Origin of the sequence: Stappia albiluteola, from assembly GCF_014050225.1 — a bacterium.
Taxonomy (GTDB): Bacteria; Pseudomonadota; Alphaproteobacteria; order Rhizobiales; family Stappiaceae; genus Hongsoonwoonella; species Hongsoonwoonella albiluteola.
Genome location: NZ_JACFXV010000063.1, coordinates 90,582 through 116,891 on the forward strand (window position 1 = coordinate 90,582; position 26,310 = coordinate 116,891).

26 protein-coding genes are annotated in these 26,310 nt (G+C 64.2%); 11 read left to right on the forward strand and 15 right to left on the reverse strand.

The window, feature by feature from the left end:
• Positions 1 to 122: 122 nt before the first annotated feature.
• The 4 genes from H2509_RS15635 to ccrA form a co-directional block, all read right to left on the reverse strand.
• Positions 123 to 1,766: an AMP-binding protein gene (locus tag H2509_RS15635; RefSeq protein WP_182166950.1), complete on the reverse strand. Its 1,644-nt coding sequence runs from the start codon at positions 1,764 to 1,766 to the stop codon at positions 123 to 125.
• Between the two features lie 364 nt (positions 1,767 to 2,130).
• A complete protein-coding gene (locus tag H2509_RS15640) occupies positions 2,131 to 2,640 on the reverse strand; it encodes a CAP domain-containing protein (protein WP_182166952.1) in 510 nt (169 codons plus the stop codon).
• A complete protein-coding gene (locus H2509_RS15645) occupies positions 2,637 to 5,330 on the reverse strand; it encodes a DUF3772 domain-containing protein (protein WP_182166954.1) in 2,694 nt (897 codons plus the stop codon). Before H2509_RS15645 ends, H2509_RS15640 begins: the two co-directional genes overlap by 4 nt.
• 156 nt (positions 5,331 to 5,486) lie before the next feature.
• Positions 5,487 to 6,785 carry a crotonyl-CoA carboxylase/reductase gene (ccrA, locus tag H2509_RS15650; RefSeq protein ID WP_182166956.1) on the reverse strand — a complete coding sequence of 433 codons (1,299 nt, stop codon included), beginning with the start codon at positions 6,783 to 6,785 and terminating at the stop codon, positions 5,487 to 5,489.
• Positions 6,786 to 7,134: 349 nt separating this feature from the next.
• Here ccrA and H2509_RS15655 point away from each other — a divergent pair, with 349 nt between their 5' ends.
• On the forward strand, positions 7,135 to 9,189 hold the full coding sequence (locus tag H2509_RS15655) for a protein meaA (RefSeq protein WP_328805091.1): 2,055 nt from the start codon (positions 7,135 to 7,137) through the stop codon (positions 9,187 to 9,189).
• 7 nt (positions 9,190 to 9,196) lie between these two features.
• Here the strand turns inward: H2509_RS15655 and H2509_RS15660 are convergent, their stop codons facing one another.
• The 3 genes from H2509_RS15660 to H2509_RS15670 form a co-directional block, all read right to left on the reverse strand.
• A complete protein-coding gene (locus H2509_RS15660) occupies positions 9,197 to 10,090 on the reverse strand; it encodes a transporter substrate-binding domain-containing protein (protein WP_182166960.1) in 894 nt (297 codons plus the stop codon).
• Positions 10,091 to 10,158: 68 nt separating this feature from the next.
• A complete protein-coding gene (locus tag H2509_RS15665) occupies positions 10,159 to 10,872 on the reverse strand; it encodes an SH3 domain-containing protein (RefSeq protein WP_182166962.1) in 714 nt (237 codons plus the stop codon).
• Positions 10,873 to 10,975: 103 nt separating this feature from the next.
• Positions 10,976 to 11,713: a glycoside hydrolase family 25 protein gene (locus H2509_RS15670; protein WP_182166964.1), complete on the reverse strand. Its 738-nt coding sequence runs from the start codon at positions 11,711 to 11,713 to the stop codon at positions 10,976 to 10,978.
• 313 nt (positions 11,714 to 12,026) lie between these two features.
• Here H2509_RS15670 and H2509_RS15675 point away from each other — a divergent pair, with 313 nt between their 5' ends.
• On the forward strand, positions 12,027 to 12,830 hold the full coding sequence (locus tag H2509_RS15675) for an exodeoxyribonuclease III (protein ID WP_182166966.1): 804 nt from the start codon (positions 12,027 to 12,029) through the stop codon (positions 12,828 to 12,830).
• A gap of 39 nt (positions 12,831 to 12,869) precedes the next feature.
• Positions 12,870 to 13,355 carry a GNAT family N-acetyltransferase gene (locus H2509_RS15680; protein ID WP_209001998.1) on the forward strand — a complete coding sequence of 162 codons (486 nt, stop codon included), beginning with the start codon at positions 12,870 to 12,872 and terminating at the stop codon, positions 13,353 to 13,355.
• Between the two features lie 43 nt (positions 13,356 to 13,398).
• Here H2509_RS15680 and H2509_RS15685 read toward each other — a convergent pair whose 3' ends face one another.
• The gene (locus H2509_RS15685; RefSeq protein WP_182166968.1) at positions 13,399 to 14,373 is read right to left on the reverse strand and encodes an NADPH:quinone oxidoreductase family protein; all 975 of its coding nucleotides are present in this window, start codon (positions 14,371 to 14,373) and stop codon (positions 13,399 to 13,401) included.
• Positions 14,374 to 14,588: 215 nt separating this feature from the next.
• Here H2509_RS15685 and H2509_RS15690 point away from each other — a divergent pair, with 215 nt between their 5' ends.
• On the forward strand, positions 14,589 to 15,134 hold the full coding sequence (locus tag H2509_RS15690; protein ID WP_182166970.1) for an RNA methyltransferase: 546 nt from the start codon (positions 14,589 to 14,591) through the stop codon (positions 15,132 to 15,134).
• An 8-nt stretch (positions 15,135 to 15,142) separates the two neighbouring features.
• Here the strand turns inward: H2509_RS15690 and H2509_RS15695 are convergent, their stop codons facing one another.
• On the reverse strand, positions 15,143 to 15,709 hold the full coding sequence (locus tag H2509_RS15695) for a sigma-70 family RNA polymerase sigma factor (RefSeq protein ID WP_182166972.1): 567 nt from the start codon (positions 15,707 to 15,709) through the stop codon (positions 15,143 to 15,145).
• Between the two features lie 338 nt (positions 15,710 to 16,047).
• Here H2509_RS15695 and H2509_RS15700 point away from each other — a divergent pair, with 338 nt between their 5' ends.
• The 5 genes from H2509_RS15700 (at position 16,048) to H2509_RS15720 (ending at position 19,554) form a co-directional block, all read left to right on the forward strand.
• Positions 16,048 to 16,566, forward strand: a complete 519-nt coding sequence (locus H2509_RS15700; protein ID WP_182166974.1) for an invasion associated locus B family protein — start codon at positions 16,048 to 16,050, stop codon at positions 16,564 to 16,566.
• A gap of 301 nt (positions 16,567 to 16,867) precedes the next feature.
• Positions 16,868 to 18,064 carry a 23S rRNA (adenine(2503)-C(2))-methyltransferase RlmN gene (gene rlmN, locus H2509_RS15705; RefSeq protein WP_182166976.1) on the forward strand — a complete coding sequence of 399 codons (1,197 nt, stop codon included), beginning with the start codon at positions 16,868 to 16,870 and terminating at the stop codon, positions 18,062 to 18,064.
• Positions 18,065 to 18,070: 6 nt separating this feature from the next.
• A complete protein-coding gene (locus H2509_RS15710; protein ID WP_182166978.1) occupies positions 18,071 to 18,508 on the forward strand; it encodes a translation initiation factor IF-3 in 438 nt (145 codons plus the stop codon).
• Between the two features lie 58 nt (positions 18,509 to 18,566).
• Positions 18,567 to 18,839: a cyclase gene (locus H2509_RS15715; RefSeq protein WP_182166980.1), complete on the forward strand. Its 273-nt coding sequence runs from the start codon at positions 18,567 to 18,569 to the stop codon at positions 18,837 to 18,839.
• A 124-nt stretch (positions 18,840 to 18,963) separates the two neighbouring features.
• Positions 18,964 to 19,554 (forward strand): GNAT family N-acetyltransferase, encoded by a 591-nt coding sequence (locus tag H2509_RS15720; protein ID WP_182166982.1) that lies wholly within the window; start codon positions 18,964 to 18,966, stop codon positions 19,552 to 19,554.
• Positions 19,555 to 19,663: 109 nt separating this feature from the next.
• On the opposite strand, the gene H2509_RS15725 is transcribed toward H2509_RS15720, so the two are convergent.
• From H2509_RS15725 to H2509_RS15745, 5 genes are all read right to left on the reverse strand, one after another.
• On the reverse strand, positions 19,664 to 19,873 hold the full coding sequence (locus H2509_RS15725) for a cold-shock protein (RefSeq protein ID WP_182166984.1): 210 nt from the start codon (positions 19,871 to 19,873) through the stop codon (positions 19,664 to 19,666).
• 258 nt (positions 19,874 to 20,131) lie between these two features.
• A complete protein-coding gene (yghX, locus tag H2509_RS15730) occupies positions 20,132 to 21,019 on the reverse strand; it encodes a YghX family hydrolase (protein ID WP_328805101.1) in 888 nt (295 codons plus the stop codon).
• Positions 21,020 to 21,029: 10 nt separating this feature from the next.
• Positions 21,030 to 21,821, reverse strand: coding sequence for a DUF1194 domain-containing protein (locus H2509_RS15735; protein ID WP_182166988.1), 792 nt, complete (start codon positions 21,819 to 21,821; stop codon positions 21,030 to 21,032).
• Positions 21,822 to 21,957: 136 nt separating this feature from the next.
• The gene (locus H2509_RS15740) at positions 21,958 to 24,150 is read right to left on the reverse strand and encodes a xanthine dehydrogenase family protein molybdopterin-binding subunit (RefSeq protein WP_182166990.1); all 2,193 of its coding nucleotides are present in this window, start codon (positions 24,148 to 24,150) and stop codon (positions 21,958 to 21,960) included.
• A gap of 3 nt (positions 24,151 to 24,153) precedes the next feature.
• Positions 24,154 to 24,615, reverse strand: coding sequence for a (2Fe-2S)-binding protein (locus H2509_RS15745; RefSeq protein WP_182166993.1), 462 nt, complete (start codon positions 24,613 to 24,615; stop codon positions 24,154 to 24,156).
• A gap of 135 nt (positions 24,616 to 24,750) precedes the next feature.
• Between H2509_RS15745 and H2509_RS15750 the strand changes: the two genes are divergently transcribed.
• A complete protein-coding gene (locus H2509_RS15750) occupies positions 24,751 to 25,353 on the forward strand; it encodes a TetR/AcrR family transcriptional regulator (protein WP_182166995.1) in 603 nt (200 codons plus the stop codon).
• An 18-nt stretch (positions 25,354 to 25,371) separates the two neighbouring features.
• The gene (locus H2509_RS15755) at positions 25,372 to 25,806 is read left to right on the forward strand and encodes a hypothetical protein (RefSeq protein WP_182166997.1); all 435 of its coding nucleotides are present in this window, start codon (positions 25,372 to 25,374) and stop codon (positions 25,804 to 25,806) included.
• 6 nt (positions 25,807 to 25,812) lie between these two features.
• Here the strand turns inward: H2509_RS15755 and H2509_RS15760 are convergent, their stop codons facing one another.
• Positions 25,813 to 26,220 carry a YkvA family protein gene (locus H2509_RS15760; protein ID WP_235975018.1) on the reverse strand — a complete coding sequence of 136 codons (408 nt, stop codon included), beginning with the start codon at positions 26,218 to 26,220 and terminating at the stop codon, positions 25,813 to 25,815.
• Positions 26,221 to 26,310 lie beyond the last annotated feature (90 nt).

A 26,310-nucleotide genomic window follows, 5' to 3' on the forward strand; every position in this document is an offset into this window, starting at 1 on the left:
TCTTATATTACGTTAGGTATTAATTTATATGTCCCGGGCAAAAGTGTAATCCTCTGCCTGACCATATATCATTCCTTTAGTGCGTTATGCACCTACTTTGCGTGGGCGACATCCGCCCCTCCTCACTCCTCCGCAATACCCGCCTCAAGCCTTGCCCGGTCGCGCAGGACGCGGCGGATCACCTTGCCGGTCGTGGTCATCGGCATGGTGTCCACGAAGGCGATTTCGCGCGGATATTCGTGCGCCGAAAGGCGGTTGCGCACCCAAAGGCGGATATCGGCCTCAAGGTCCGGCGAGGGCATGATGCCGGCCTTGGTGACGATATAGGCCTTGACGATTTCCGTGCGGATCGGGTCCGGCTTGCCGATCGCCGCCGCCAGCGCCACCGCCGGGTGGGCGAGCAGGCAGTCCTCGATCTCGCCCGGGCCGATGCGGTAGCCGGCCGAGGTGATGACGTCGTCGTCGCGGCCGACGAAATGGATATAGCCGTCCTCGTCCGCCACGCCCTGATCGCCGGTCATCATCCAGTCGCCGACGAATTTCTCGCGCGTGGCGGCGGGCCGGCCCCAATATTCGAGGAACATGACGGGGTCGGGCGCGCGCACCGCGATCTGGCCGAGTTCGCCGGCGGGCAGCTTGCGCCCGTCGCAGTCGATCACCGCCACGTCGTGGCCCGGCACCGGCTTGCCGATGGCGCCGGCGCGGCTGACGCCGATCTCGCCGCAGGAGGCGATCACCGCGTTGCATTCCGTCTGGCCGTAGAACTCGTTGACCGTGAGGCCGAGCGTGGCCTTCGTCCAGTCGTAGGTCTCGCGCCCCAGCGCCTCGCCGGCCGAGCCGATGGTGCGCAGCTTCAGGTCGTAGCTGTCGCGCGGGCGCTCCACCGTGCGCATGATCTTCAGCGCCGTCGGCGGGATGAAGGCGTTGCGCACCTCAAGGTCGGCCATCAGCGCGAAGGCGCGCTCTGGGTCGAATTTCTCGAAGCGGCAGGAGACGATCGGCACGCCGAAATGCAGTGCCGGCAGCAGGGCGTTCAACAGTCCGCCCGCCCAGGCCCAGTCGGCCGGGGTCCAGAACAGGTCGCCCTGTTTCGGCATGAATTCATGCGCCATCTGGATGCCGGGCAGGTGGCCGGGCAGCACCCGGTGGCCGTGCAGCGCGCCCTTGGGCGGCCCGGTGGTGCCGGAGGTGTAGATCATCAGCGCCGGGTCGTGCGGCGTCGTGTCCTCGATCTCGAAGCGGTCGGAGCCGTCCTCCAGCAGGGCGGCGAAGCCATGCGCCTGGCCCTCCGCGCCGTCGATGGAGATGACGAGCCTGAGGTCCGGCAGGTCGTCGCGGATCTCCTCCAGCTTGGCAAGGCCGGCATGGTTGGTGAGGATCGCCTTGGCGCCGGAATTGGCGAGGCGGTAGCGCAGCGCCTCGACGCCAAAGAGGGCGGCAAGGGGAACGGCGACGGCGGCCATCTTGTAGATCGCCAGATGCGCGATCGCCGTTTCCGGCGCCTGCGGCATCAGCAGCGCCACCCGGTCGCCCCGGCCGATGCCATGCGCCTTCAGCGCGTTGGCGAGCCGGTTGGAGCAGCGCATCAGGTGGGAATAGGAGATGCGATCGAGCCGCCCGTCCTCGTGGCGGTGCAGGATCGCCAGCCGGTCGGGCTCGCGCTCCGCCCAGCGGTCGCACACCGCGCAGGCGATGTTGTAGCGCTCCGGCAGGTCCCAGCGGAAGCGCGCGGTCAGGTCTTCATAACTCGTTGATTTAATCAACATGAAAAGGTCGCCGCATCATCATCGATACAGCGTATAAAAAACAAAGCCCCTCAGAAACAGAAAGTTCTGAGGGGCGGAAAGTAGTTTACTTCCTTCTGTCGGGTTCACCTTTTGTATCCCCGCGGCCTGGCTTCGGGATCCTTTCGACAGTCGTCGTAGCCGGACGTCGTTCGGCTTCTTCAACCGGAATAAATTTGCCGGTCTCAGAATCACGGCCAACGTCAAAAGTCTTTCTTTGATTGCCCATAATATGCTCCTTCGGCTCATTGAGAGGGTAGATCTTGTTCCTCTCATCGTGTGGAGCACCATATATTGAGTCTAACCTAGCGGCAATATGGTTAATTTTGCGGATAATCTTTACAAGCTATTTGTCAGTCGCCAGCACGAGCGACCAGAACACCTTGTATTTCGAGCCCGGAACGTAGGCCGTGGCAATACCCATTCTCGTGGCTCTCGCATCCAGCATGACGGCGTTGTGCTTGGGTGACTCCCGCCAGCCGGAAAAGGCTTCGGCGAAGGTCCGGTAGCCGGCGCTGACGTTTTCCACCGCGTAGACCTCGCCCGTGCCCGCATTGGCAAGCCGGGCCTTGAGGTTGTTTTCCGCCGAGCGGGAGGCGTTAACGTCGTTGGCCGCCGCCATCGCCCCGGCCTGCGCCTCCGCCGCGCGCTGCAGCGCCGGGTCGAGGGTGAGCCCGCCCAGCCCGTTCTGCATGCGGTAGGTGGAAATGAACTGCGCCGCGGTCGCCGCGTCTACCCGCGCCGTCGGACTGGCGAGGTCGCGGTAGAAGGGCGGCGTGGGCTCGGGTTTGCTGCCGCAGGCGGCCAGCACAGCAAGAAAGACGAGGGCCGCGGCGCGCGAAAGAAGCTTTGTCATGCGGAATCGGATCCGGGAGAGGGCGGGGAACTGGGTTTGTCAGGCGTTGCCGGCGGCGTGTCGTCGCCGGGCTTCGCGGGGGCGGCGAGCAGCGCCTTCAGCTTCTCGACGTCGCGGATATGGAGATCCTGCTGCGGATAGGGGATTTCGACGCCCTCCTCCTTCAGCCGCTTGAAGATCTCGAAGCGCAGGTCCGAGGCAACCGTCAGGGCATAATCGATATTCCCGAGAAAGCAGCGCAGTTCGAAGTCGAGCGAGCTTGCGCCGAAATTCATGAAGAATACGTTTGGCGCCGGGAAGGCGAGGACCTTCGAATGCTGGCGCGCGCAGGCCAGCAGGATGTCGCGCACCTTGTCCGGGTCGCTGTCATAGGCGACCCCGACCGGCACGGCGACCCGGCCCATGGAGTTGCCGTGCATCCAGTTCTTCACCACGCCCGAGATCAGGTTGGAGTTCGGCACGATCACCGTGGAGCGCTCGAAGGTCTCGATCTCGGTGGCGCGCACGTTGATCTTGCGCACATAGCCCTGATCCGTGCCGACCACCACCCAGTCGCCGACCTTTATCGGCCGTTCTGCGAGCAGTACCAGACCGGACACGAAGTTGTTGACGATGCCCTGCAGGCCAAGGCCGATACCGACGGAAAGCGCGCCGGCGACCAGCGCGATGTTCTGCAGGTTGAGGCCGGCGATCGACAGCGCCAGCAGCCCGGCGACGATATAGCCGACATAGCCGAATGAGGTCGAGATCGAGCTTTTCAGCCCGACATCCATGCGGGTGCGCGGCAGGAAGCGGTTTTCCAGCCAGTTTTGCAGGCCGCGCGTGATCGCGATGACCACCACCAGCGCGGCGATGGCGCTGAAGACCGCCGACAGCGACAGGGTGACCGAGCCGACCTGGATGCCGAAGAGCGCGTTGCGTACGATGCCGGTCATGTCGCCGGTACTGAAACCCCAGGGCAGCAGCACCGCGATGACGGCAAGAACGGTCAGGATCAGCCGTATGACGCCGCTCAGCACCACGCCGATCTGTTCGATCGTCGGCCCGCTCAGCGTCATGGCGTCGGTCAGTCCCCTGCCGAGCGCCGAACCCGGCTGGAAGCCGGCCGTCACGCTGGTGTCGACCACCAGAAGCAGCAGGTAGAGCGTGGACAGGACGAAGAGCGTCCACATGATCTGGACGGCGAAGAACCAGCCGAGCCAGATAAAGCCGATGAGCGGAGCCCCGAGCGCGACGAGGGCGGCAAGCCAGAAAAGGGGCACCAGCCAGCGCCAGATGATGGCGAGGCCGGAGCCTTCCGGCGCTTCGGGGGTGGTTTCCTCGCCCTTGCGGGCGCGGCCGGCGACGCGCAACATCCGCATCGTCAGGAGCGATATGGCGATCGCGAGGAAACCGGCCGGCAGCAGTTTGGCCGGGGAATCGGCTTCCAGCAGCCTGAGCAGGCTGGCAAGGGGAAAGGAAACGCCGAACAGGACAGCGGCCGCAAGCGCGATCCATGTCAGATCACGCGCGGCGTCGTTGTCGACGCCGAGAAGCCGCCAGTTGGGCAGGCCGGGAGCCAGCAAGGCGCGCGAAAGGCCCTGGCAGAAGGCAACGACTACCGCTCCAATGAAGAGCGCGCCAAGCAGCGTCGCGACCCGCGGCGGCGCGAGGTCGAAGGAGACGAAGCCCAGATAGACGGCCAGCGAGATGGCGAGCACCGGAACGGTGGCCAGCAAAACGATGGCGAAGGCCGACAGCGTGCGTCGCACATCGGGCGGATCGAGCGCTTCCTTCGGCCGGTCGCCCCAGCGCAGCAGCCGCCGGCGGATCGGCCACACCAGCACCAGCGAGGCAAGAACCACCAGCAGCGAAAGCCCGGCGGCAATCGGCCCCTCGCGCTCGGTGATCAGGCTCAGCCAGTCGCGGGTGAGAAGCGTCAGGCCACGCGCCAGTTCGGGAATCTCGCCGATCGCCGCCCGCCAGACGGAAGGGCTCAGCAGGCTGCCGGTCTTGACGAAGAGCGCGTTGCGCAGCAGCTCGCGCCGCTGCGATGAAATGCGGTTGACGATGTCGTTGGCCTGGATCTCCAGCACCTCGATCTGCTTGATGAAGTTGGTCAGCGTGGACCGGGTCTGAGTGAGCTGGCGGCGCTGTTCGGCCAGCGTTTCGCTTTCCTGGACGCCGTCCTCGGGCAGCGTCAGGCCAGCCAACCGCCGCTCGATCGACTGCAGCAGCGGCCGGAGCTTGCCGAGCGTTGTCGCCATCTCCGACAAGATGTCGAAAATCCGCGACTGCAGGCCGGCTAGCCCGCGATAGTCCGTGCCGCCGCGCGTCAACGCCAGTTCTATCGTGTTAAGGCGGGATTCCCAGGCGACGAGCCGGCGTTGCAGGGCTTCCCGTGCCGCCTTGCCTTCGCCCGATTGAGTAAGTCCGGCGATGCTGGAAAGATCCGTGTCGGCGTCCGCGGCCGCCTGTTTTGGCTCGTCGTCCTGGGGCGCGGTATCGGATGGCGGCTCCGGCGTGGTCTGGGGCACGGTGTTCGTGTCGCGGGAGATGGTGCCGTCGGGCTGCAGCGTTCCAAGATTGCCGGCACCCTCGGCCAGCGCCCTATCGCCTGGGATTGTTCCGGCCAATGCCGAAAAGACGGCCAGAAAGGCGAGTGTCCTCAGCGTTCCCGAAATCCATGGCCTGACCATTCCGACCCGCACGCGAATTCCTTTCGATGCGTCAGCAATCCCACCGTTATCGGCTCTCCGCGCACGGACGGCAAGACGCTAAGAATTTTGCCGCTCTCGAATGAAAAAGCGCCGGCCAGGGACCCTGGCCGGCGAGCGAGGCTGCAGAAGGTGCAGTACACGATGCCTTTATGGCCTCCGCGAGGCCTCGAGCACGTCCTCGAAGGTGCGCAGTCCCGTGGTCGGCGCGCTCACCAGCACCGCCATGTTGCCCGGCGCGTGCTGGTTCTTCCACATCTTGGTGTGCGCCTTGGGGATCTGCGCCCAGGGGAAGACCTCCGACATGCAGGGGTCGATCCGTCGCTCGATGACGAAGTTGTTCGCTTCCGAGGCCTGCTTCAGGTGAGCGAAATGCGAGCCCTGGATACGCTTTTGTCGCATCCACACGTAGCGGGCGTCGAAGGTGATGTTGAAGCCGGTGGTGCCGGCGCAGAACACCACCATGCCGCCGCGCTTCACCACCAGCGTGGAGACCGGGAATGTCGCTTCGCCGGGATGCTCGAACACCATGTCGACGTCGTTGCCCTTGCCGGTGATGTCCCAGATCGCCTTGCCGAAGCGGCGGGCTTCCTTCAGCCACTCGTTGTATTCGGGCGAGTTGACCTTGGGCATCTGGCCCCAGCAGTTGAAATCCTTGCGGTTGATCACGCCCTTGGCGCCGAGCGAGAGCACGTAGTCGCGCTTGTCCTCGTCTGAGATCACGCCGATCGCATTGGCGCCGGCGGCCGCCGCAAGCTGGACGCCGAACACGCCGAGGCCGCCGGACGCGCCCCATACCAGAACGTTCTGGCCGGGACGAAGCTGGTGCGGCTGATGGCCGAACAGCATGCGGTAGGCGGTGGCGAGCGTAAGGGTATAGCAGGCCGCTTCTTCCCAGGTCAGGTGCTTCGGGCGCGGCATGAGCTGCTGCGACTGCACCCGGCAGAACTGGGCGAAGGAGCCGTCCGGCGTCTCGTAGCCCCAGATGCGCTGCGTGGGCGAGAACATCGGGTCGCCGCCATTGCATTCCTCGTCGTCGCCATCGTCCTGGTTGCAGTGCACCACGACCTCGTCGCCGACCTTCCAGCGCTTTACCTTGGAACCCACCGCCCAGACGATGCCCGAGGCGTCGGAACCGGCAATGTGCAGGTCCTGCTTGTGGACGTTGAAGACGGATATCGGCTCGCCAAGCGCTGCCCAGATGCCGTTGTAGTTGACGCCCGCCGCCATCACGAGCACCAGCACCTCGTTGCTGTCCAGTTCCCAGGTCGGCACCACCTCAAGCTTCATGGCATCTTCCGGGGGGCCGTGGCGATCCTGCCGGATCGTCCAGGCGTACATTTTCGCCGGCACATGGCCGAGTGGCGGAATTTCTCCAACCTCGTAGAGATCCTTCAAGGGCACAGTCTCCTCGGGGCGGTTGTCATTGGCTTGCGCGACAGAGCTCATTCCATTCCCGTCCTTGTATTGTCCTTACCGGTTGCCCGCCGCGTCTGGCCCTGCGTTTCCTCCCGCATGCCCGGCGGCATCATCGGATGGCGTCCATCGCTTTTCGATATTGCATCGCGTCATAGTTTCGGGTCGAAATCGGCCCTTCGCGAAATTATCGTGCGATTTATACGCCTCCCGCTATAAGACTATTGCTTAATTTTGCCGGATACCCAAGAGTGTTTTTTGCATTGCACACTGCGCTGGTGCGAAAACAGGCATCGAATTTGCCGTTTCAAAGCGCGGGAGAGGGGCGCGGATCGGCGGATTTCCGCCTCGGACGGGCAATTTCGCCCGGATCGGCCGGAACGTGAAAAAAGAGGACGAAGGGAGCGACATGAGCGAAACGAAACAAGGAAATCCGTCCACGGCCCAAGCCAAGGCTGCCGGCCGGGAGCGCGACCGTCCCTGGATCTTCCGCACCTATGCCGGCCATTCGACGGCGGCGGAGTCAAACCGGCTCTACCGCTCGAACCTCGCCAAGGGGCAGACCGGCCTTTCGGTCGCCTTCGACCTGCCGACGCAGACCGGCTACGACCCCGACCATGCCCTGTCGCGCGGCGAGGTCGGCAAGGTCGGCGTTCCGGTGAGCCATCTCGGCGACATGCGCGCGCTCTTTTCCGAGATCCCGCTGGAAAAGATGAACACCTCGATGACGATCAACGCCACCGCGCCCTGGCTGCTGGCGCTCTACGTGGCGGCGGCGGACGAGCAGGGCGCGGACCGCAAGCTGCTTTCGGGCACGACGCAAAACGACATCATCAAGGAATATCTGTCGCGCGGCACCTATGTCTTCCCGCCGGCGCCCTCCATGCGGCTGACGACGGACGTCATTTCGTGGACCTATCGCGAGATGCCGAAGTGGAACCCGATGAATGTCTGCTCCTATCACCTCCAGGAAGCGGGCGCGACGCCCGTGCAGGAGCTTTCCTTCGCCCTTGCCACGGCAATTGCCATCCTCGACCGGGTGAAGGCGTCCGGCGCCATATCCGAGGCGGATTTTCCGGAGGCTGTCGGCCGCATTTCCTTTTTCGTCAACGCGGGCATGCGTTTCGTCACCGAGATGTGCAAGATGCGCGCCTTCGCCGAACTCTGGGACGAGATCTGCCTTGAGCGCTACGGCGTGACGGATGTGCGTTTCCGCCGCTTCCGTTATGGCGTTCAGGTCAATTCGCTGGGGTTGACCGAACAGCAGCCGGAAAACAACGTCTACCGCATCCTGCTGGAGATGCTGGCTGTGGTGCTGTCGAAAAACGCCCGCGCCCGCGCCGTGCAGCTGCCGGCCTGGAACGAGGCGCTGGGCCTGCCGCGCCCCTTCGACCAGCAATGGTCGCTCAGGATGCAGCAGATCGTCGCCTACGAAACCGATCTCCTCGAATATGGCGACATCTTCGACGGCTCGCGCGAGATCGGGAGGAAAGTCGACGCGCTGAAGGAAGAAGCGCGTGCCGAGCTTGCCCGTATCGAGGCGATGGGTGGCGCGGTCGCCGCCGTCGAATCCTCCTACATGAAGCAGAAGCTGGTGGAATCGAACGCCTTGCGGCTGGCGGGCATCGAGAGCGGCGAGCAGGTCGTCGTCGGCGTCAACCGCTGGACGGAGAGCGAGCCGTCGCCGCTCGGCGCGGGCGAGAACGGTGCGATCCTTACCGTGCCCGAACATGTGGAAGCCGAATGCGTCGAGGCGCTGAAGGCCTGGCGCGAGCAGCGCGACGACGCGGCGGTCGCACAGGCTCTCGCCGAGCTCAGATCCGCGGCGGCCGAAGGGCGCAACATCATGGAGCCGTCGGTCGTCGCGGCAAAGGCGGGGGTCACCACCGGCGAGTGGGGTGCCTGCCTGCGCGAGGTCTTCGGCGAATACCGGGCGCCGACCGGCGTGGGCAAGGCGGCGCGCGACGATGCCGGCCAGCTTGCGCAGGTCCGCCAGGCGGTCGACGGGGTGTCGGCCAAACTTGGCCGCCGGCTGAAATTCCTGGTCGGCAAACCCGGTCTTGACGGTCATTCCAACGGCGCGGAGCAGATCGCCGTTCGTGCCCGCGACAGCGGCATGGAGGTGGTCTACGAGGGCATCCGCCTGACGCCGGCGCAAATCGTCAACGCCGCACTCGAAGAAGGCGTCCACGTGGTCGGCCTGTCGATCCTGTCCGGCTCGCACCTGGCGCTGGTGCGCGACGTCATGGAACGAATGCGGGCGGCTGATCTCGACGACGTGCCGGTCGTCGTCGGCGGCATCATCCCGCCGGAGGACGAAAGGGCGCTGCGGGCCATGGGCGTCGCCGCGGTCTACACGCCGAAGGATTTCCAGCTCACCGACATCATGGCCGATGTCGTGCGCATCGTGGAAGCAGGAGCGCTAAAGGCGGCCTGATGGCTGCCTATTGCGCTTTTTCCTGTGGCTTCGGCGCTTCGCCGGCCGGGCGTTCGTCGGACTCGCCGAGTGTCTTGTCGAGGCGGTCCATCCAGTCCGTCGAGCCGAACCAGTAGTCATAGGCCTGGTCGAGCCGGCCATTGCCGCGATTTTCGGTGATCCACGCGTCGACGAAATTGATGAAGCGGAGCGAATCCGGACGCGCTGCAACCGCTTCGGACGTCGAGAACAGGCTGTCGCTGCCAAGCAGGAAACGGTCGGGCCGCCGCTCCATCATGTAGGTGGGATAGGGTGAAGGCACGATGATGGCGTTGAGCTCGCTGTTCTCCAGGGCATCGCGCGCGGCGCCCTCGTCGGCAAGCGGCACGATCTCGGCCTGCTTGAAAAAGCGTGCGGCCGCGATCTCGGCAAGCGAACCCGCCATCACGCCGACCTTGTAGCCGGCGACGTCGTATTCGCCGTCCTTGGCGCTTTCCGGCAGCGTGTCCTTGTCGACGACGAGCCAGTAGTCCGTGGTGCCGTAGGGAATGGAGAACAGCATCGTGCGCGCCCGCGCGGCCGTGACCGAGAGGGCGGAGACGATGACGTCGACATCGCCGGCGATCAGGTGATAGGGCAGGTCGTCGAAGGGCAGTTCCACGAAATCGGGCGTCACGCCGAGCACGCGGGCGAGATCCTGCCCGACATCGACCTCGAAGCCGATGCGGTTGCCATCCGCATCCCGGCCGATCCAGGGCAGGAAATCCTCCTCCGCGATGCCGATGCGCAACGACCCGCGTTTGACGGCATCTTCCATGGCGCCTGCGACGGCCGGCGTTGCCGCCAGGCCGCCGAGGGCCAGCAGGAATGCGGCAACGGAAACGGCCATTGCCCACCGCAGGGCTGCCTTGAAACCTTTCATCGTCCTACACCCCTGGTCACCGCACCGTCCGTCATGCGTTTCATCTCCAATCGCCGCGGCCCGACCGCCTAGCGGCGCCCGCCGCCACGGCCGCCACCGCCCCGGCCTCCGCTCGGCCTGCCTCCACCCGGCCGGCCCATTCCAGGCCTGCCGCCGCCGGGCGGCCGGAAACTCGGCGGACGTTGGCCCGGAGGACGCGCGGAAGGCGGCCTTGGCCGGCCCGGCGGTCTTACGCCGGGAGGGCGCTGGCCGGGAGGACGTGCGATCGGCGGCGTCGGCCGTGGAGGCCTTGCATCCGGCGGCCGTTGACCGGGCGGGCGCCAGCCTGGCGGGCGATTTCCCGGCGGCCGGTAATCGGGTGGACGCCAGCCCGGCGGGCGGTATCCTGGCGGGTAATAGCCGGGCCATCCCGGTCGATAGACGGGGTAGGAGTCCCAGAAGAGCGGCAGGCCGAGATAGACACCGACGGATGGCAGCGGCGAGCCGTAATAGGCGCCTTGCGCGTTTGATGTGAGATATTTGCCGGCCACGTAGCCCCGCTGGCCGGCATAGTCGATATCGCACCACGAATAGCCGGAATTGCAGGAATAGACCGAAACGCTCGCCCCCGCCGGAACCGTGGTCAGGACCTCGTATCTCGTGCCCGGCCCGGCCCTCAGGTTCACGGCCGCAGTCGTCTGCGCCAGCGATTGCGCCTCGGCGGGCCGCGATCCAGCCAGCAAAGCGGCTGCAACGAGCACTGGAAGGAGCGCCAGGGTACGGCGCAACCCGATCTGACGCATGCCGTCTCTCCCGCGAGCCGCCCTGGGCCCGCGGGAACTATATAATTACGCGACGGAATTTAGAACTGCGGAGAAGTACGCAATTTCGCGTAGGCGCCCGCGGTTACCGCGAGGCGGTGCGGGTAACGTTCTTTTCTTCCAGATATTTCCGCCACTGCGACCGGGTACCGTAAAAGACGTTGCGGTCGACATTGCCGTCTATGCCGGCAATCCGGCCTTCGGCCGTGTATTGCCAGAACAGCCAGTTGTCGCGGCCTTCGTATTTCCGGCTCGGGTGGCTCGCCACCGAGCGCAGCCAGAAATCATAGCCGTGCTTCTCGCCGACCAGGCGGTCGCGGTGGAAGTCGACGGAGGAATAGATGATCGGCCTCTTGCCGTAATGCGCTTCCACCGTCTTCAGGAACACTGCCATCTCGCGGATGACCTCGTCCCGGGAAGGCTGCTTCTTGCAGGTCTTGGAATGGCCGTTCCATTCCATGTCGAGGACCGGCGGCAGCGCGTCTTCCTCATTCGGCACGTTTTCGATAAACCACGCCGCCTGTTCGGCGCCGGTACGGCAGAAATAGTAGAAGTGATAGGCGCCCCGCGGCACGCCGGCAGCCTTGGCGGCATACCAGTAGTCCAGGAAGCGGGGGTCGGAATGGTCGCCGCCCTCCGTCGCCTTGATGAAGGCGAACTCGACGCCGCTGTTTTTCGCCGCCAGCCAGTCAATGTCGCCCTGATAGCGGGAGACGTCGATGCCGTGCACCGCGAAATCCTCCGGAGTTGGATCCGGGAAATCGTAGTAGGCGCATCCGGCCAGCAGAATGGAACACAAAAGAGCAAACACGCGCGTTAACATCAGTTACCCGTCCGACCGACGCCCCCCGATCAGGACGGAGATTAGCGAGAACCCTTAACCAGAAAGTTACCTTAGGGCGAACCCTGTCGAAAAAACGGCGGGCTTCCGGCTCACAGGCAATGATCACGAAAACGTGAATGACAATTGCCGCCCGATTGCCCCGACGGGCAGCCGGCCCGCCGCGAAATCCGGTCACCCGTAATGCCGGCCCGGCGCGCGGTCCCTGCCCTTGCTTGCGTCTTCGCGCGGGGACTGGCATGAGCTTGACGGTCCGGCTGTCTGCCGAAATCCCGTTCGCTTTGAAGAGGCCTTGATGACCGACCGCATGACGATCGCCACCTGGAACATAAACTCCGTACGCCTGCGGCTGCCGATCGTCGAGAAGCTGATCCTGGAACAGGCGCCCGACGTTCTCTGCCTGCAGGAGACCAAGTGCCCGGACGCCGAATTTCCGCTCAAGGCGCTGCGCAAGCTCGGCTACGAGCATATCGCCGTCAACGGGCAGAAGGGCTATCACGGCGTCGCCACGATTTCCCGCCGTCCCTTCCTCGCGGAGGAGAAAAGGGGCTTCTGCGGCAAGGGCGACAGCCGGCATCTGTCCACGGACATCGCCTTCAACGGCTCGACGCTGCGCATCCATAACTTCTATGTGCCGGCGGGCGGCGACGAACCGGATCCGGCGGTCAACGACAAGTTCGAGCACAAGCTGAACTTTCTCGACGAGATGAACGACTGCCTTGCCGATGCGGCGACGTCGTCGATCATCGTCGGCGACCTCAATATCGCGCCTTACGAACATGATGTGTGGTCGCACAAGCAGCTTCTGAAGATCGTCAGCCACACGCCGATCGAGTGCGAGAAGCTGGAAAGGGTGCGGGAAGCCGGCCCGTTCGTCGACCTGATGCGCAAGCACGTGCCGATGGAGGAAAAACTCTACACCTGGTGGAGCTACCGGGCGAAGGACTGGTCGGCCGCCGACAAGGGGCGCCGCCTCGATCACGTTTGGGCGACGCGGGATCTGGAACCCTTTTCCCGTTCCATCAGCGTGCTAAGGGATGCGCGCGGCTGGGAAAAACCTTCCGACCACGTACCCGTCCTTGCGAAATTCGAGGGCTGAGGTCTACCGGCTTACCTCTCTCTTGCGGATTTGAAACCAGTGACAACCCGTTCCAACCCCGAAATTACCTTCACGCGACTGCCGGAAATTTCTCCGGACGAGATCATCGCGCATATGAACGACCCTCGTGTCACCGAGCATATGCCGCTTGCAACCTTCGTCTGGGATGAGGCCTTCTGCGGCAAGTTCGTCGGGATGAAGGAGGATTGCTGGCAGCGCGACGGGCTGGGCCATTGGGCGATCCTTGGCGACGGCGCCTATATCGGCTGGGGCGGCTTCCAGAAGGAAGGCGAGGAATGGGATTTCGGCCTGGTGCTGAAGGCCGAGTGCTTCGGCCTCGGCGCGCGGATCGCCCGCAAGGCGCTCGATTTCGCCCGAAGCGATGAGCGCATTCCCTTCGTGACCTTCCTGCTGCCGCCGTCGCGCAAGCATCTCAAGGGCCTCGATCGCCTTGGCGCGAGGCTGGTCGGAGAGGTGGACCACAGCGGCAGCACCTTCCTGAAGTTCCGCCTGGATACGAAATGACGGCAAGCCGGCGCGGGTTTCCCGCCCGCGCCATGCCGGTCCGTCAGGGCTGGACGATGACCTTGCCGAGCGCCTTGCGGCCGGCGATCTCTTCAAGCGCCGCCGCCGTCTGTTCCAGCGGATAGATCCTGTGAATGTGCGGCTTCAGCCTGCCGTCGCGGATGTAGCCCAGAAGCTGCGCCATGTTCTCCGCGTGGTCTTCCGGCTCGCGCACCACCGCCTCGCCCCAGAACACGCCCTGTATGTCGCAGCCCTTCAGCAGCACCAGGTTGAGAGGGATCTTCGGGATCTCGCCGGAGGCAAAGCCTATGACGAGATAGCGCCCGCGCCAGCCGGTGGCCCTCAGCGCGGCCTCCGCCAGATCGCCGCCCACGGGATCGTAGACCACGTCGACGCCCTCGCCGTTGGTCAGTTCCTTCAGGCGGGTCTTCAGGTCCTCGGTCGCGTAATTGATCGTTTCCGCCGCGCCGTTCGCCCTGGCGAAGGCAAGCTTCTCGTCGCTGGAGGCGCAGGCGATCACCCGGGCGCCCATGATGCCGGCAATCTCCACCGCCGCCTGGCCGACGCCGCCGGCGGCCCCCAGGACGGCAACCGTCTCGCCGGGCTGCAGGTTGGCGCGGTCCTTCAGGGCGTGGAGCGTGGTGCCGTAGGTGACCGTCACGCCGGCCGCCTGCTCGAAGCCGACGCCGTCCGGCAGGGGAACCAGATCGTCTTCCGTCGCAAGGACCTTTTCCCGCGCAGCACCCCATTTCAGGTAACCGGCCACCCGGTCGCCCGCCTTGAAGCGCTCGACGCCCTCGCCGACGCTTTCCACGATGCCGGCCATCTCCGCGCCCGGGGAGAAGGGCATTTGCGGGCGGAACTGGTATTTGCCCTGAATGATCAGCGTGTCGAAAAAGTTCAGGGCGGCCGCCTTCACGGCCACCACTATTTCGCCGGGCCCGGCCATCGGCTCCTCGAGGTCGCGGATGACGAGCGCGCTCGGCGGTCCGAGTTTTTCGCAGACGACTGCCTTCACCTGAATTCCCCCGTCACTTCGTTGCACCGCCCCGCCCCGGCCTTGCACCGGGAAATGCGGCGTAACATGGTCCGTTAACCGTGAAAAGGGCGCAAATCGGCCATTTGGGGGAGGCGCACCGGGTGCCGGGGTTGCGTCCGTCCGGTGCCGGGGTTAAGAGCTTCATATCCCTGAGACATATGCAAGAAATTGCAGAAAACTGATCGCGAGGTCCCATGCGCGGATATTTCGCCATCGGCGCGGAAGGCATTTCCAAGTCGATGAATCTCGGCAATCTCATGCGCTCGGCCCATGCCTTCGGCGCCAGCTTCTTCTTCACAGTGGATGCTCACAAGCGGCTGAAGCAGGCGCCGAAATCCGACACGTCCAGCAGCACTTCCCATCTGCCGCTGTTTCACTGGGACCGGATCGAGGAGATGAGCCTGCCGCAGGACTGCCAGATCGTGGGCATCGAGCTGACCCAGGATGCCATCGACCTGCCAAGCTTCGGTCATCCGCTCCGGGCAGCCTACGTTCTTGGGCCCGAGCAGGGTTCTTTGTCGCCGGCGATGCTGGAGCGCTGCCAGCACGTCATCCGCATCCCGACGCGGTTTTGCATCAACGTGGCGATGGCCGGCGCCATCGTCATGTATGACCGCTATCGCATCCATGGCCAGTTCGCGCCGCGGCCGGTTCGCTCCGGCGGCCCGACCGAGGAGCGGGTCAACCACCGCGGCGACCAGCTCGACTATCGCCCGGCCCGCCACAGGTTGCCGGGATAGTCCGGTTCCTACTCGGTATCGACGGCGTCGTCCGCTTCCAGGGCCTTGCGAAGCCTCGCGAAGGCAAGGCGGATGCGGGATTTCACTGTTCCGAGCGGCAGGCTGGTCACCTCGGCGATCTGGCTGTGCGACTGGCCGGAGAAGAAGGCGAGCCGGACGAGCGCGGCCTGTTCTTCCGGCAATTCGCCGAGCGCGACGCGGATGCGTTCCTCGCGAAGCTGTGCGTCGAAGGCCTCGTCTGCGTCCTCGGGCGCGGCCGGGCGAAGCTCCGGGTCCTCCGGGTCGAGATCGGAGGAGCGGTCGCGCCGCAGCGCGTCGATGCGCCGGTTGCGGGCAATGCGAAACAGCCAGGTCGCGGCGGAGGATTTGGCCGGATCGAACAGCGCCGCCTTGCGCCACAGCGCGATCATCACTTCCTGGGTCAGTTCTTCCGCGCTGCCGGCATCCGCGCCGAGGCGCATGAGATAGGCCTTGATGCGCGGGGCGAAGTGGTCGAACAGCGCCGTGAAGGCGGCCTGGTCCCTTGCCACGGCCACCTGGAGAATCAGGCGATTGAAATAGTCCGCGTCCGCCACGGCAGATCCTGTTTTGCTTCCGCCCAAGATATGGTCGAGCTCTAACCAGTGGCAGATTAACGCGGCGGCCTCAAGGGGATGGGGCAGAGAACGCAAGACGATAGGGCGGCCGGATGCCGCATTGCCGCATGGGGTCACAATCTCGCCCGATTTTTGCAGCCAGCGTTTGGGCCGAGTTTGCGTGGCAGGCGGGTCATGCTGCGCTGCGAGGTCATTTTGTGACGAGGCGCGACGGTAAACTCCTTGGTAACCCGCTTTAAGGTAACCTTAAAACAAGGTGTATAGGCGAACGTAAGTTCGATACATATCGGTAGCGCAAGAAAAGCGGTTTGGAGACGATGCAAGCAAGAAACCCGGTCAAAATCCTGGTTCCGGCCATCCTGGCACTCGCTCTTTCGGGCGCCGCGGCGAATGCTCAGACGCCCAACCTGATCAGCCAGTTCAAGGACTGGGCGGCCTATTCCTACGGCGGCGCGAAGGGCAAGGTCTGCTATGCCCTGTCCAAGCCGACGGAAATGAAGCCGAGCGACAGAAATCACGGTGACGTGTTCTTCTTCGTGTCGAACAGGCCCGGCGAAGGCGTCGCGAACGAGCCGATGGTGATGGTCGGCTATCCGTTCAAGGAAGGCTCTGCCGTGACGATCGATATCGACGGCAAGAAGTTCTCGCTCTTCACCAAGGGCGACGGTGCGTGGGTGGAAAACGCCGCCCAGGAGCGTGAGTTGGTCGGCGCCATGAAGGCCGGTCGCGAGATGCTGATATCGGCGGTTTCCGGCCGCAACACCGAGACGAGCTACAAATATTCGCTTTCCGGTGTGACGGCTGCAATCGATGCGGCCGATAAGGCCTGCCAATAAGCCGGTCTTTTAGGGGATCACAAGCGCCGGCATTTGCGCTATAGGGACGCGGCGGTTCGCGTGTCCCCGGTTTCGGGCCGTCGCCGGACCACATGGATGTGATTGCGGATCCCGCCAGCGGCTGTTAACGGCCGCGGGGCGGGTTTCCGCGTTTGCAATGTTTGTTCGCGCCGCTTGCCGATGGCCATGACGCAATCGCTCTCCGATGAGCCGATGCCTTGAAAGGGCGCCGGAAGGAGCGCGGCTTCCGTCCGCCATCCGCTGCAGGGCCGGACATCGGGCTCCGTTTTCGGGAACTGAAATGGCTGTCACGCTCGATATCGCGCACCGGTCCTCCCCGGTTGAGCCAGCAAGTGAAACGCCGTCGCTGATCGGCCTCGATCGCGACGATCTCGCTGCCGCACTTCTGTCGGCCGGCGTGCCGGAGCGGCAGATCCGGATGCGGATCGCCCAGCTCTGGCACTGGCTCTACGTGCGCGGCGTATCCGATTTCGATGCCATGACGAATGTCTCCAAGGATTTGCGCAAGCTGCTTGCCGAAGGCTTCTCGCTCGCGCGTCCGGAGATCGTCTCCGAGCAGATTTCCGTCGACGGCACCCGCAAGTGGCTGATTCGCTTTCCGCCGCGCGGCGCCGGCCGCCCGGTCGAGGTCGAAACCGTCTATATCCCGGAAGAAGGACGCGGCACGCTTTGCGTTTCCTCGCAGGTCGGCTGCACGCTCACCTGCACCTTCTGCCATACCGGCACCCAGACGCTGGTGCGCAACCTGACGGCGGAGGAAATCCTCGCCCAGATCATGGTCGCCCGCGACCGGCTCGGCGATTTCCCCGACGCGGAAACGCCCCAGGGCGCCATCGTGCCGTCCGAGGGCCGGCTCATCTCCAATGTCGTGATGATGGGCATGGGCGAGCCGCTCTACAATTTCGACGCGGTAAAGAAGGCGCTGCTGATCGCGTCCGACGGTGAGGGGCTGTCGCTGTCGAGGCGGCGCATCACGCTGTCCACCTCCGGCGTCGTGCCGATGATCGGGCGCACCGGCGATGAGATCGGCTGCATGCTGGCGATTTCGCTGCATGCGGTGCGCGACGACCTGCGCGACGAACTCGTGCCGATCAACAAAAAATGGAACATCGAGGCGCTGCTCGATGCCTGTCGCGCCTATCCGGGCCTGTCCAACGCCAAGCGCATCACCTTCGAATACGTGATGCTGAAGGACGTTAACGACAGCCTTGCCGAGGCGAAGGAACTGGTGCGGCTGCTGAAAGGCATTCCCGCCAAGATCAACCTGATCCCCTTCAACCCCTGGCCTGGCTCGCCTTACGAATGTTCCGACTGGGAGCGGATCGAGGAATTCGCCGACGTGGTCAACCGCGCGGGCTACGCCTCGCCGATCCGCACGCCGCGCGGCCGCGACATTTTCGCCGCATGCGGCCAGCTCAAGTCCGAGACCGAGCGGCTGAGGAAGCGCGAGCGCGAAGCTCTCGAGGCGGGCGCGTAACTCTCGATGGTGGATGCGGGCAGGCTTGTCTGGCAACTGGTCAAGATCGTCGTCGGTTATGCCGTGGCGGTGGCGGCGGCGGGGTTGTTTCTCTCCTGGGGATTTTTCAGGCCGCATGGCGTCGACGCCGATCCGGTCGCCTTCGCAGCCACGGTCGGCAGCGGGCTGATCTCCGGCTTCGTCATCGGCGGCATTGCCGCGATCCCCGCCTTTGCCGCGATCCTTGCGGCGGAGCTTTTGCGCCTGAAATCGGTGATCTTCCACATTGCTGCCGGCGGATTGATTGGCCTCGGCCTTTGGGTGCTGGGCGATCCGGCGCGCGAGGCCGCGCTTCGTCCCGGTTCGACCATCGCGCTCGCGGCCGGCTTTGCCGCAGGCCTCGCCTACTGGCTTGTCGCCGGGCGCACTTCGGGTAAGTGGCGGATTTTGAGTCCTCGCGAGTAGCCGGGGCCGGATCGTGCTATCCTCTGCCTGCTGGGGCGGCGCCACAGCGGAGGAAGCGATGATCAGGATGATCGTCCGTCACCCGGTCAGGGACTACGAACTCTGGCGCGAGGGGTATGACGCCGGCCGCAAGATGCGCGACGAGATGGGCGTGACTGCGGACGCGGTCTATCGGGGAGCGGAAGACGCCAACGACGTCACCGTCACGCACGATTTCGATACGCTCGATGCAGCCAGGACGTTTGCCGGCTCGGAATTCCTAAAGCAGAAGATGCAGGAGCTCGGCGTATCCGGCCCGGCAATGCTCTGGTTCGTGCGCCGAGCCTCGTGAAAACTCACAAAGCCGCTTGCCATCGGGAAAGGTGACACGTCAAACTTCCGTTGCGTAATAGTAGGCGACTCCAGGCGGCGGATACGGTCTGCCGATCTGGACGCGCTTGTGAGCGGAGATGGCGATGTCCCTGGATCACTCCCGCTTCCGGCCCGCGACGAAGGAGGATGCGGACCTTCTTGCCGAGCTCGTCAACTATGCCGGCGAGGGGCTGCCCTATTACCTCTGGAGCAGGATGGCGGGTCCCGGCGAGACGGTGTGGGAGATCGGAGCGCAGCGGGCCCTGCGCGAGGATGGCGCCTTCTCCTATCGCAATGCGACGCTGATCGAGGCGGATGGCGAGGCGGCGGGGTGCCTGATCGGCTATGTCATCGCCGACAGGCCGGAAGCGATCGATCCGGATACGCCGCCGATCGTCATGCCGTTGCAGGAACTGGAAAGTCTCGCCCCCGGCACATGGTACGTGAATGTGCTGGCCGTCCTGCCGGAATATCGCGACCGGGGCCTTGGCACCGCGCTGATGGAGCTTGCCGACGAAGCGGGCCGCAGGGCAGGCAAGAAGGGCATGAGCGTCATCGTGTCGGACGCCAATGCGGGCGCCCGCCGGCTCTACGAGCGTTGCGGCTACAAGGAGGCGGCCCGCCGCCCCATGGTCAAGGATGACTGGGACGGTGCCGGCACCGAATGGGTTCTGCTCACGAAGCAGCTGAAATAGGATACGGGGGAACGAAAAACGCGGCCGGATTGCTCCGGCCGCGCTGTCGAGCGGCATCACATGTCGGCACGGCCGGGTCCCGCAGAACGGGCGGCCATGCGCGGCTTGCTTACGCGAGTTCGATCGTATCCACGGCAATCTTGCCGTTGCGCGGGTCTTCGCGCGTGGTGAAGCTCACCTTGTCGCCTTCGTTCAGGCCGAAAAGACCAGCCCGCTCCAGGGCGGTGGCGTGAATGAAAACGTCCTTCGCGCCGTCGTCCGGCTGAATGAATCCGAAGCCTTTCTGGCCATTGTAAAACTTGACTGTGCCCTTGGTCATGGGAATTCCTCGTTACAAAGGGTTGCACGTAGCGATCGGCGCAGCGGTTCCGCGCCCGATCACCGGATTGTCGATCTTGGAAAGAAGTCTGAAGCGAGCAACTCGTACGTAACGAGGCTATAAGGCCCAGTAGTCTGGCCAACTATCGATGCGCCCTATATGGTCCATATGGCATCGCATTACAAGAAAAATCTCAAAGTATATAAAATAAATATTTGCCTGCCGGAGCTGAAATACCTCCCCGGCAGGCACGGGATTTCAGCTTAAATGCTGCTTGAAGAAGGCGATGGCGCGCTGTTCGGCAAGCGACGCGGCCTCCTCGTCGTAGCGCGGTGTCGTGTCGTTGTGGAAGCCGTGGTTGACGCCCGGATACATCTGCATCGTGTAGGTCTTGCCGTTCGCCTTCAACGCCTCTTCGTAGGCCGGCCAGCCGGCATTGATGCGCTCGTCGAGCTCGGCATACTGGATGAGCAGCGGCGCTTCGATCTTGCTTACGTCCTCCGGCGCCGGCTGACGTCCGTAGAAGGGCACGCCCGCCGCCAGTTCCGGATAGGCGACCGCGATCGCGTTCACCACGCCGCCGCCGTAGCAGAAGCCGATCGCGCCCACCTTGCCGGTGCTGTCCTCGTGGTTCAGCAGGAACTCGAACCCGGCGAAGAAGTCGTTCATCAGCTTGGTGCCGTCGACGGTACGCTGCAGTTCGCGCCCCTTGTCGTCATCGCCCGGATAGCCGCCGACGGAAGTCAGCCCGTCCGGCGCCATCGCCATGAAGCCGGCCTTGCCCAGCCTGCGGGCCACGTCCTCGATATACGGATTGAGCCCCCGGTTCTCGTGCACGACGAGCACGGCCGGCAGCTTGCCGGCAACGCCGGCAGGGCGCACCAGATAGGCGTTCACCTCGCCATGGCCGTTGGGCGAGGGATAGGTGATGCGGCTGGTGGTGATCGTCGCATCGTCCGGCGCCACCTGCTGGGCAAGCGCGTAATTGGGCGACAGCTGCTTCAGCAGCGCCGCGGCGGTGATGCCGCCGATGGCGAATTTCGCCGCACGGTCCAGGAACTCGCGCTTGGTGATCTTGCCGTGGGCGTAATAGTCGTAAAGGTCCAGCAGTTCCTGCGGAAAATCCTTGGCCGTCATCCGGCGGATCGGAGTTTGATTATTCATTCTTTACATCCTCCTCGTTTGGTTGTGCGTCGGCGATCCTTCGCCTGGTGCTTTCATATAGGGGGTCGATCGCGGATCCCGCTATCTCAAGAATGAGCTTGCGCCGCACGGCTTCCGCGAAGGTCGTGCGGTCGTCCGCGGTGATGACGAAGGAGCCTGGGCCGCCGATGATCCGCTCGGCGAAGGCGGCCTCCAGGTCGTAGTTCGCCGGCCGTCCGGAACAGTGCCGGCACAGCACCGCCAGCCCGTTGATGACGATGCCGGACTTCACCACGATGTCGCGCGCGTCGAAGATGGCCGGCCCGTTCCAGTTGTTGGCGCTGTCGGCGGACAGGTCGATCACCCGGCGCGTGCCCTGGATGGCGTTTTCGTCAATCAGCGCCTTGCCGAACAGGAGGGCTGCGCCGATCGCGTTGCGGCCGAAGGCCCGCCTCGGCGGGGCGAGCAGTGCCTCGGCGAAGCCGTCCGCGGCGGCCTTTCCGTCGATGACGGTCCAGCCGGCGACCACGTCCTGGGACTCCGCGTGCCCCCACTCGACATAGGTGACGGCGATGCGGCCGTGGATGCCGCCGGCAATCGCGGACAGCACGGCCGGATCGGCGATGGCGCGTGCATAGCCCTCGCGCTGGAAGCGGATTTCGCCGGCGTCGATCGATCCGGTCGCATCGGCAAGCAGGACCAGTTCCAGATCGACCTGGCCTGAGGGTTGTGCGGAAGACGGGGCGGACGCGAAGAGGAGCGTGCCAAGGAGCGTTGCGAGGCGTGCAATTCCACGACAGGACATTCCCGGCTTCCTCCCGCAGTCTTCTGGGCGACTTCGCTGGAGATAGAGGCAGCAGCGCCGACGGCAAGCCGGAAGCGGAATGACGAAGGGCCGCCCGGATGCCGGGCGGCCCTGTTTCATCGCGGAACCCTGCCTGTCAGGCCAGTCCCTGCTTCGACAGCGGCAGGGCGGTGATCCACTCGCCCTTCGCGGCGGCAATCGCATTGGCCACCGCCGGGCCGATCGGCGGCGTGCCCGGTTCGCCGGCGCCCGTCGGCGCCTCGGTCGAGGGCACCACATGCACTTCGATCTGCGGCATGTCGCTGATGCGCAGCGGCAGGTAGGCGTCGAAATTCGACTGGTCCACCTCGCCGTCGGTCATGGTGATCTCGTTGCGCAGGATCGCGCCGAGCCCGTAGCCGATGCCGCCTTCCATCTGCGCGCGGATGTTGTCCGGGTTCACCGGTACGCCGCAGTCGACCGCGCAGGTCACCTTCTCCACTTTCACCGTGCCGTCGTCGCGGAAGGAGATTTCCGCCACTTCCGCCACATAGGTGTTGAAGGACTTGTGCACTGCCACGCCGCGATGGCGGCCTTCTGGCAGCGGGTCGTTCCAGCCGGCCTTTTCCGCCGCAAGCCGCAGGACGCCGAGCTTGCGCGGGTCGTCCTTGAGCAGTCCCTCGCGGAAGGCGACCGGGTCCTTGCCGGCGGCCTTCGCCAGCCGGTCGATCATCGTCTCCACCACATAGGCCGTGTGCGTGTGGCCGACCGAGCGCCACCACAGTACCGGCACCGCCGTCTGCGCGTTATGCACCTCGACGTCGATCGCGCCGGCCGCGTAGGTCATGTCGGTGATGCCCTCCGCGGTCGTCTCGTCAACGCCGTCCTTGACGAGGAAGGCCTCGAAGGGCGAGCCGATCAGGATCGACTTGGAAGCGACGCGGTGTTGCCAGCCGGTGATATTGCCCTCGGCGTCGATGCCGGCCCGCACCTTGTGCGCCACCATCGGGCGGTAGTAGCCGCCCTTGATGTCGTCCTCGCGCGTCCACACCACCTTGATCGGGCGCGGCGTGTTGCCCGCCCCGGCCCATGCCTTGGCGATATGGGCGGCCTCGTCGATCGGATGGCTGTCGGGCTGGGCGCGGCGGCCGAAGGAGCCGCCGGCCCACAGCGTGTTGATGGCGACCTTGTCCGGCGTGATGCCGAGCACGGCGGCGGCCACATTCTGATCCACCGTCTGCAACTGCGATCCGGTCCAGAATTCCGCCGTCCCGCCGTCGAAGAGGATCGTGACGTCCAGCGGCTCCATCGGCGCATGCGCGAGGAAGGGGAAGCTGTATTCCGCCTCGATCACGGTCGCCGCGCCGGCAAGCCCTGCCTCGGCATCGCCATGCACGTGGGCCTTGAGGCCGGGCCTGGCTGCCATTGCCTGCAATTCGGCAAGCATCTCCTCGCTGCCGCGCGTCTCGGCTTCCGTCTCGTCCCAGGTAATTTCCAGAAGCTCGCGTGCCCGGATCGCCGGCCACGTCTTGTCGGCAAGCACAGCGACGCCGGCCGGCAGGGTCAGCACGTCCACCACACCGGGGACTTCCCTTGCCGCCGCCGCGTCGACCGTCTTCGGCTTCGCGCCGAATTTCGGCGGATGGGCCACCACGGCGACGAGCATGTTCTCCGCCTTGTGGTCGATGCCGTAGACGCCGGGCGCGCCGACCGTCTTCATCTTCGTGTCGAGGCGGGGGAAGGACTTGCCGATGAAGACCCATTCCTCGGGCGTCTTCAGGCGCGGGCTTTCGGGCAGGCTTTCGGCCGCCGCCAGTCCCGCCATTTCGCCGAAGGAGGCCTTCCTGCCGCTTGCATGCGAAAGCTCGCCCTTGGAAACGGCGATCTCGGCTGCGGGTACGCCCCACGCCTTCGCGGCGGCGGCGACCAGCATGGCCTTCGCGGTCGCACCCGCGGTGCGGTATTGCTGGAAGGAATTGGCGATCGCCGTCGACCCGCCGGTGCCCTGGACGCCGAAGAACAGGTTCTTGTAGCGCTCCGCGTCGGCGGGCGCGAATTCGACCCTGACCTGCTCATGGGTCGCGTCGAGTTCGTCGGCCACCAGCGTGGCGAGGCCGGTCGCCGCGCCCTGGCCCTTGTCCAGATGCTTGACGATCACGGTGACGGTGTTGTCGGCGCGGATATGGACGAAGGGCTGGGCCAGTTCGCCCTCGGCGGCCATGGCGGCGCCTGAAGCGCCCGGCAGCCGCAGCCCGATCAGCAACCCGCCGGCAGCACCCGCTGAAAGCTTCAGGAAGGAGCGGCGGGACGGAGCGGCATTCGCGATCGGCTTCATGAGATGATGCAGCATGGCTCAGCCCTCCATCTTCTCGGCGGCAAGGTGGATCGCCGCGCGGATGCGGGCATAGGTGGCGCAGCGGCAGACATTGCCGTCCATGGCGGCATCGATGTCGTCGTCGCTGGGCTTCGGCGTTTCGCTCAACAGGGCGGTCGCGGCCATGATCTGGCCGGACTGGCAATAGCCGCATTGCGGCACGTCCAGCTCCTGCCAGGCAGCGCGCACGGCTTCCGCCGCCTTGCCGTCGACGCCCTCGATGGTGGTGATCGACGCGCCGTCCAGGTCCGACAGGAAGGTCTGGCAGGAGCGGATCGGCATGCCGTCCAGATGGACGGTGCAGGCGCCGCATTGCGCGATGCCGCAGCCGAACTTGGTGCCCGTCATGTTCAGCTCGTCGCGCAGGACCCAAAGAAGCGGCGTGTCGGGGTCGGCGTCGATGGAATGCGAAACGCCGTTGATCGTGAGATTGACCGGCATGTTTTGCTAGCCTCCGCTGGCTCGTATATGCTGGTGGAAAATGTAAACTGATGGGTGTAATCTAATGGCGTGGAGGCAAAATGTAAACTGTATAGTTTACATGGAATGCGAAATCGCGCCGGCCCGGGTCTAGAAATGGCGCTGTCGGAAGAAAAACAAGGCCTCATCGTCGACGCGGCAATTGCCGAGTTTCAGGAACGCGGTTTCGCTGGTGCGAGCATGGACCGGATTTCCGAACGGGCCGGGGTTTCCAAGCGCACCGTCTACAATCATTTCGCAAGCAAGGAAGCGCTGTTTTACGCCATCACCCAGCGGCTGGCCGACCGGTTGAACCAGGCCCTCGACCTTCGCTACGACCCGGACGAGCCGATCCGCGAGCAGCTTGTCCGCCTCGCCTGGGCTGAAGGCGGGTTGTTCACCGATCCGGCCTTCATGAGGCTTGCCCGCATGATCATGGGCGAGACGATCCGCGATCCGGCGCTGGCTGCGGAAATGAACAGCCGCATCACCAAGGTCGGCGTCTTCACCGAATTCCTCGCCGCCGCCACCCGCGACGGCAAGCTCTCCGCACCCGACCCCGCGCTCGCCGCCGACCAGTTTCTGGCGCTGCTGAAATCGCAGGGCTTCTACCCGCGGCTATTCACCGACACGCCCGTCACTCGCGAGGAAATGACGGAGATTGTTGAGCGCTCCGTTGATATGATCATCAGGAATTACGGGCAGAAACAAATAATATAAAAAACGGAGAGCGGTTTTATGACAAAAAGAATTTTTACAATAATATACGGTTATTTAATTGCTTTAATTACCGCTGCAATTATTTTACTTATTAGCTATTATATCATAGGTATTTATAATGAAGGAATTAAAAGTTTGAAGAACTTTAGCATAGACGATTTATTTATATCAGTATTATTATTATTTTCGTTTGGCATAATAATACTAATACCATTTATTGTTCTTATAATAGCTCTTGAGCGTGCTTCAATTAGAAATGTATATATATATGTTTCACTAGGCGCTTGCGCATCCATTTTTTTGAGAATGTTTGATTTCGCAATTTACGAAATTGTCTTTCCTTCTTTCATTGGAGCGATTTCAGGCTGGGTTTACTGGCGGATAGCGGGCAGGACTGCCGGCTCCTGGCGAGCGGTCAAATCACTCGAAGACCCTTGCGGGGACTGGCACTGAGGGCATTCATTCTTCGTCCTTCAGTGTCTCGCGTGCAGCTTGAATATGCTCGTCGCGGATATGGGCGCGGATGAGGGCGATGGCCGCCATCAGGATCGTCGCATCGTCGCCGAAGCCGATGCCGATCAGGAAGTCGGGAACCGCGTCGAGCGGCAGCACGAAATAGGCAAGGGCGGCGAGGATAGTCCCCCGCACCTTGGCGGGCGTCGCTGGGTCGAGCGCGCAGAAATAGGCGGCGATCACGTCTTCCATGAAGGGGATCTGGCGCGCCGCGCGCCTGGCGGTGCGGAAGATCTTCTCCTTCACGCTGCGCCGCTGCTTTTCCTCCGGTCCGAGGATTTCCGGATCGAAGCCCAGTTCCTCGAAGGTGCGTTCCATCTCCCTGCCCGTCCCGTCATCGTCGCGATCGTCCATTGAGAAGACATGGGGTCCGGGGCGCCAAAAGGGAAGCGTCTCTTTTCTTTACCTAACGGAATACCATAATCTTTCCAGCTGAAAGCCGCC

Excerpts from the sequence above, each read along its gene's own strand:
- H2509_RS15635 (WP_182166950.1), bottom strand. The coding sequence starts at position 1,766 with ATGTTGATTAAATCAACGAGTTATGAAGACCTGACCGCGCGCTTCCGC.
- H2509_RS15640 (WP_182166952.1), bottom strand. The coding sequence starts at position 2,640 with ATGACAAAGCTTCTTTCGCGCGCCGCGGCCCTCGTCTTTCTTGCTGTG.
- ccrA (WP_182166956.1), bottom strand. The coding sequence starts at position 6,785 with ATGAGCTCTGTCGCGCAAGCCAATGACAACCGCCCCGAGGAGACTGTG.
- H2509_RS15660 (WP_182166960.1), bottom strand. The coding sequence starts at position 10,090 with ATGAAAGGTTTCAAGGCAGCCCTGCGGTGGGCAATGGCCGTTTCCGTT.
- H2509_RS15665 (WP_182166962.1), bottom strand. The coding sequence starts at position 10,872 with ATGCGTCAGATCGGGTTGCGCCGTACCCTGGCGCTCCTTCCAGTGCTC.
- H2509_RS15670 (WP_182166964.1), bottom strand. The coding sequence starts at position 11,713 with ATGTTAACGCGCGTGTTTGCTCTTTTGTGTTCCATTCTGCTGGCCGGA.
- H2509_RS15675 (WP_182166966.1), top strand. The coding sequence starts at position 12,027 with ATGACCGACCGCATGACGATCGCCACCTGGAACATAAACTCCGTACGC.
- H2509_RS15690 (WP_182166970.1), top strand. The coding sequence starts at position 14,589 with ATGCGCGGATATTTCGCCATCGGCGCGGAAGGCATTTCCAAGTCGATG.
- H2509_RS15700 (WP_182166974.1), top strand. The coding sequence starts at position 16,048 with ATGCAAGCAAGAAACCCGGTCAAAATCCTGGTTCCGGCCATCCTGGCA.
- rlmN (WP_182166976.1), top strand. The coding sequence starts at position 16,868 with ATGGCTGTCACGCTCGATATCGCGCACCGGTCCTCCCCGGTTGAGCCA.
- H2509_RS15710 (WP_182166978.1), top strand. The coding sequence starts at position 18,071 with ATGGTGGATGCGGGCAGGCTTGTCTGGCAACTGGTCAAGATCGTCGTC.
- H2509_RS15715 (WP_182166980.1), top strand. The coding sequence starts at position 18,567 with ATGATCAGGATGATCGTCCGTCACCCGGTCAGGGACTACGAACTCTGG.
- H2509_RS15720 (WP_182166982.1), top strand. The coding sequence starts at position 18,964 with ATGTCCCTGGATCACTCCCGCTTCCGGCCCGCGACGAAGGAGGATGCG.
- H2509_RS15725 (WP_182166984.1), bottom strand. The coding sequence starts at position 19,873 with ATGACCAAGGGCACAGTCAAGTTTTACAATGGCCAGAAAGGCTTCGGA.
- H2509_RS15735 (WP_182166988.1), bottom strand. The coding sequence starts at position 21,821 with ATGTCCTGTCGTGGAATTGCACGCCTCGCAACGCTCCTTGGCACGCTC.
- H2509_RS15740 (WP_182166990.1), bottom strand. The coding sequence starts at position 24,150 with ATGCTGCATCATCTCATGAAGCCGATCGCGAATGCCGCTCCGTCCCGC.
- H2509_RS15745 (WP_182166993.1), bottom strand. The coding sequence starts at position 24,615 with ATGCCGGTCAATCTCACGATCAACGGCGTTTCGCATTCCATCGACGCC.
- H2509_RS15750 (WP_182166995.1), top strand. The coding sequence starts at position 24,751 with ATGGCGCTGTCGGAAGAAAAACAAGGCCTCATCGTCGACGCGGCAATT.
- H2509_RS15755 (WP_182166997.1), top strand. The coding sequence starts at position 25,372 with ATGACAAAAAGAATTTTTACAATAATATACGGTTATTTAATTGCTTTA.
- H2509_RS15760 (WP_235975018.1), bottom strand. The coding sequence starts at position 26,220 with ATGGACGATCGCGACGATGACGGGACGGGCAGGGAGATGGAACGCACC.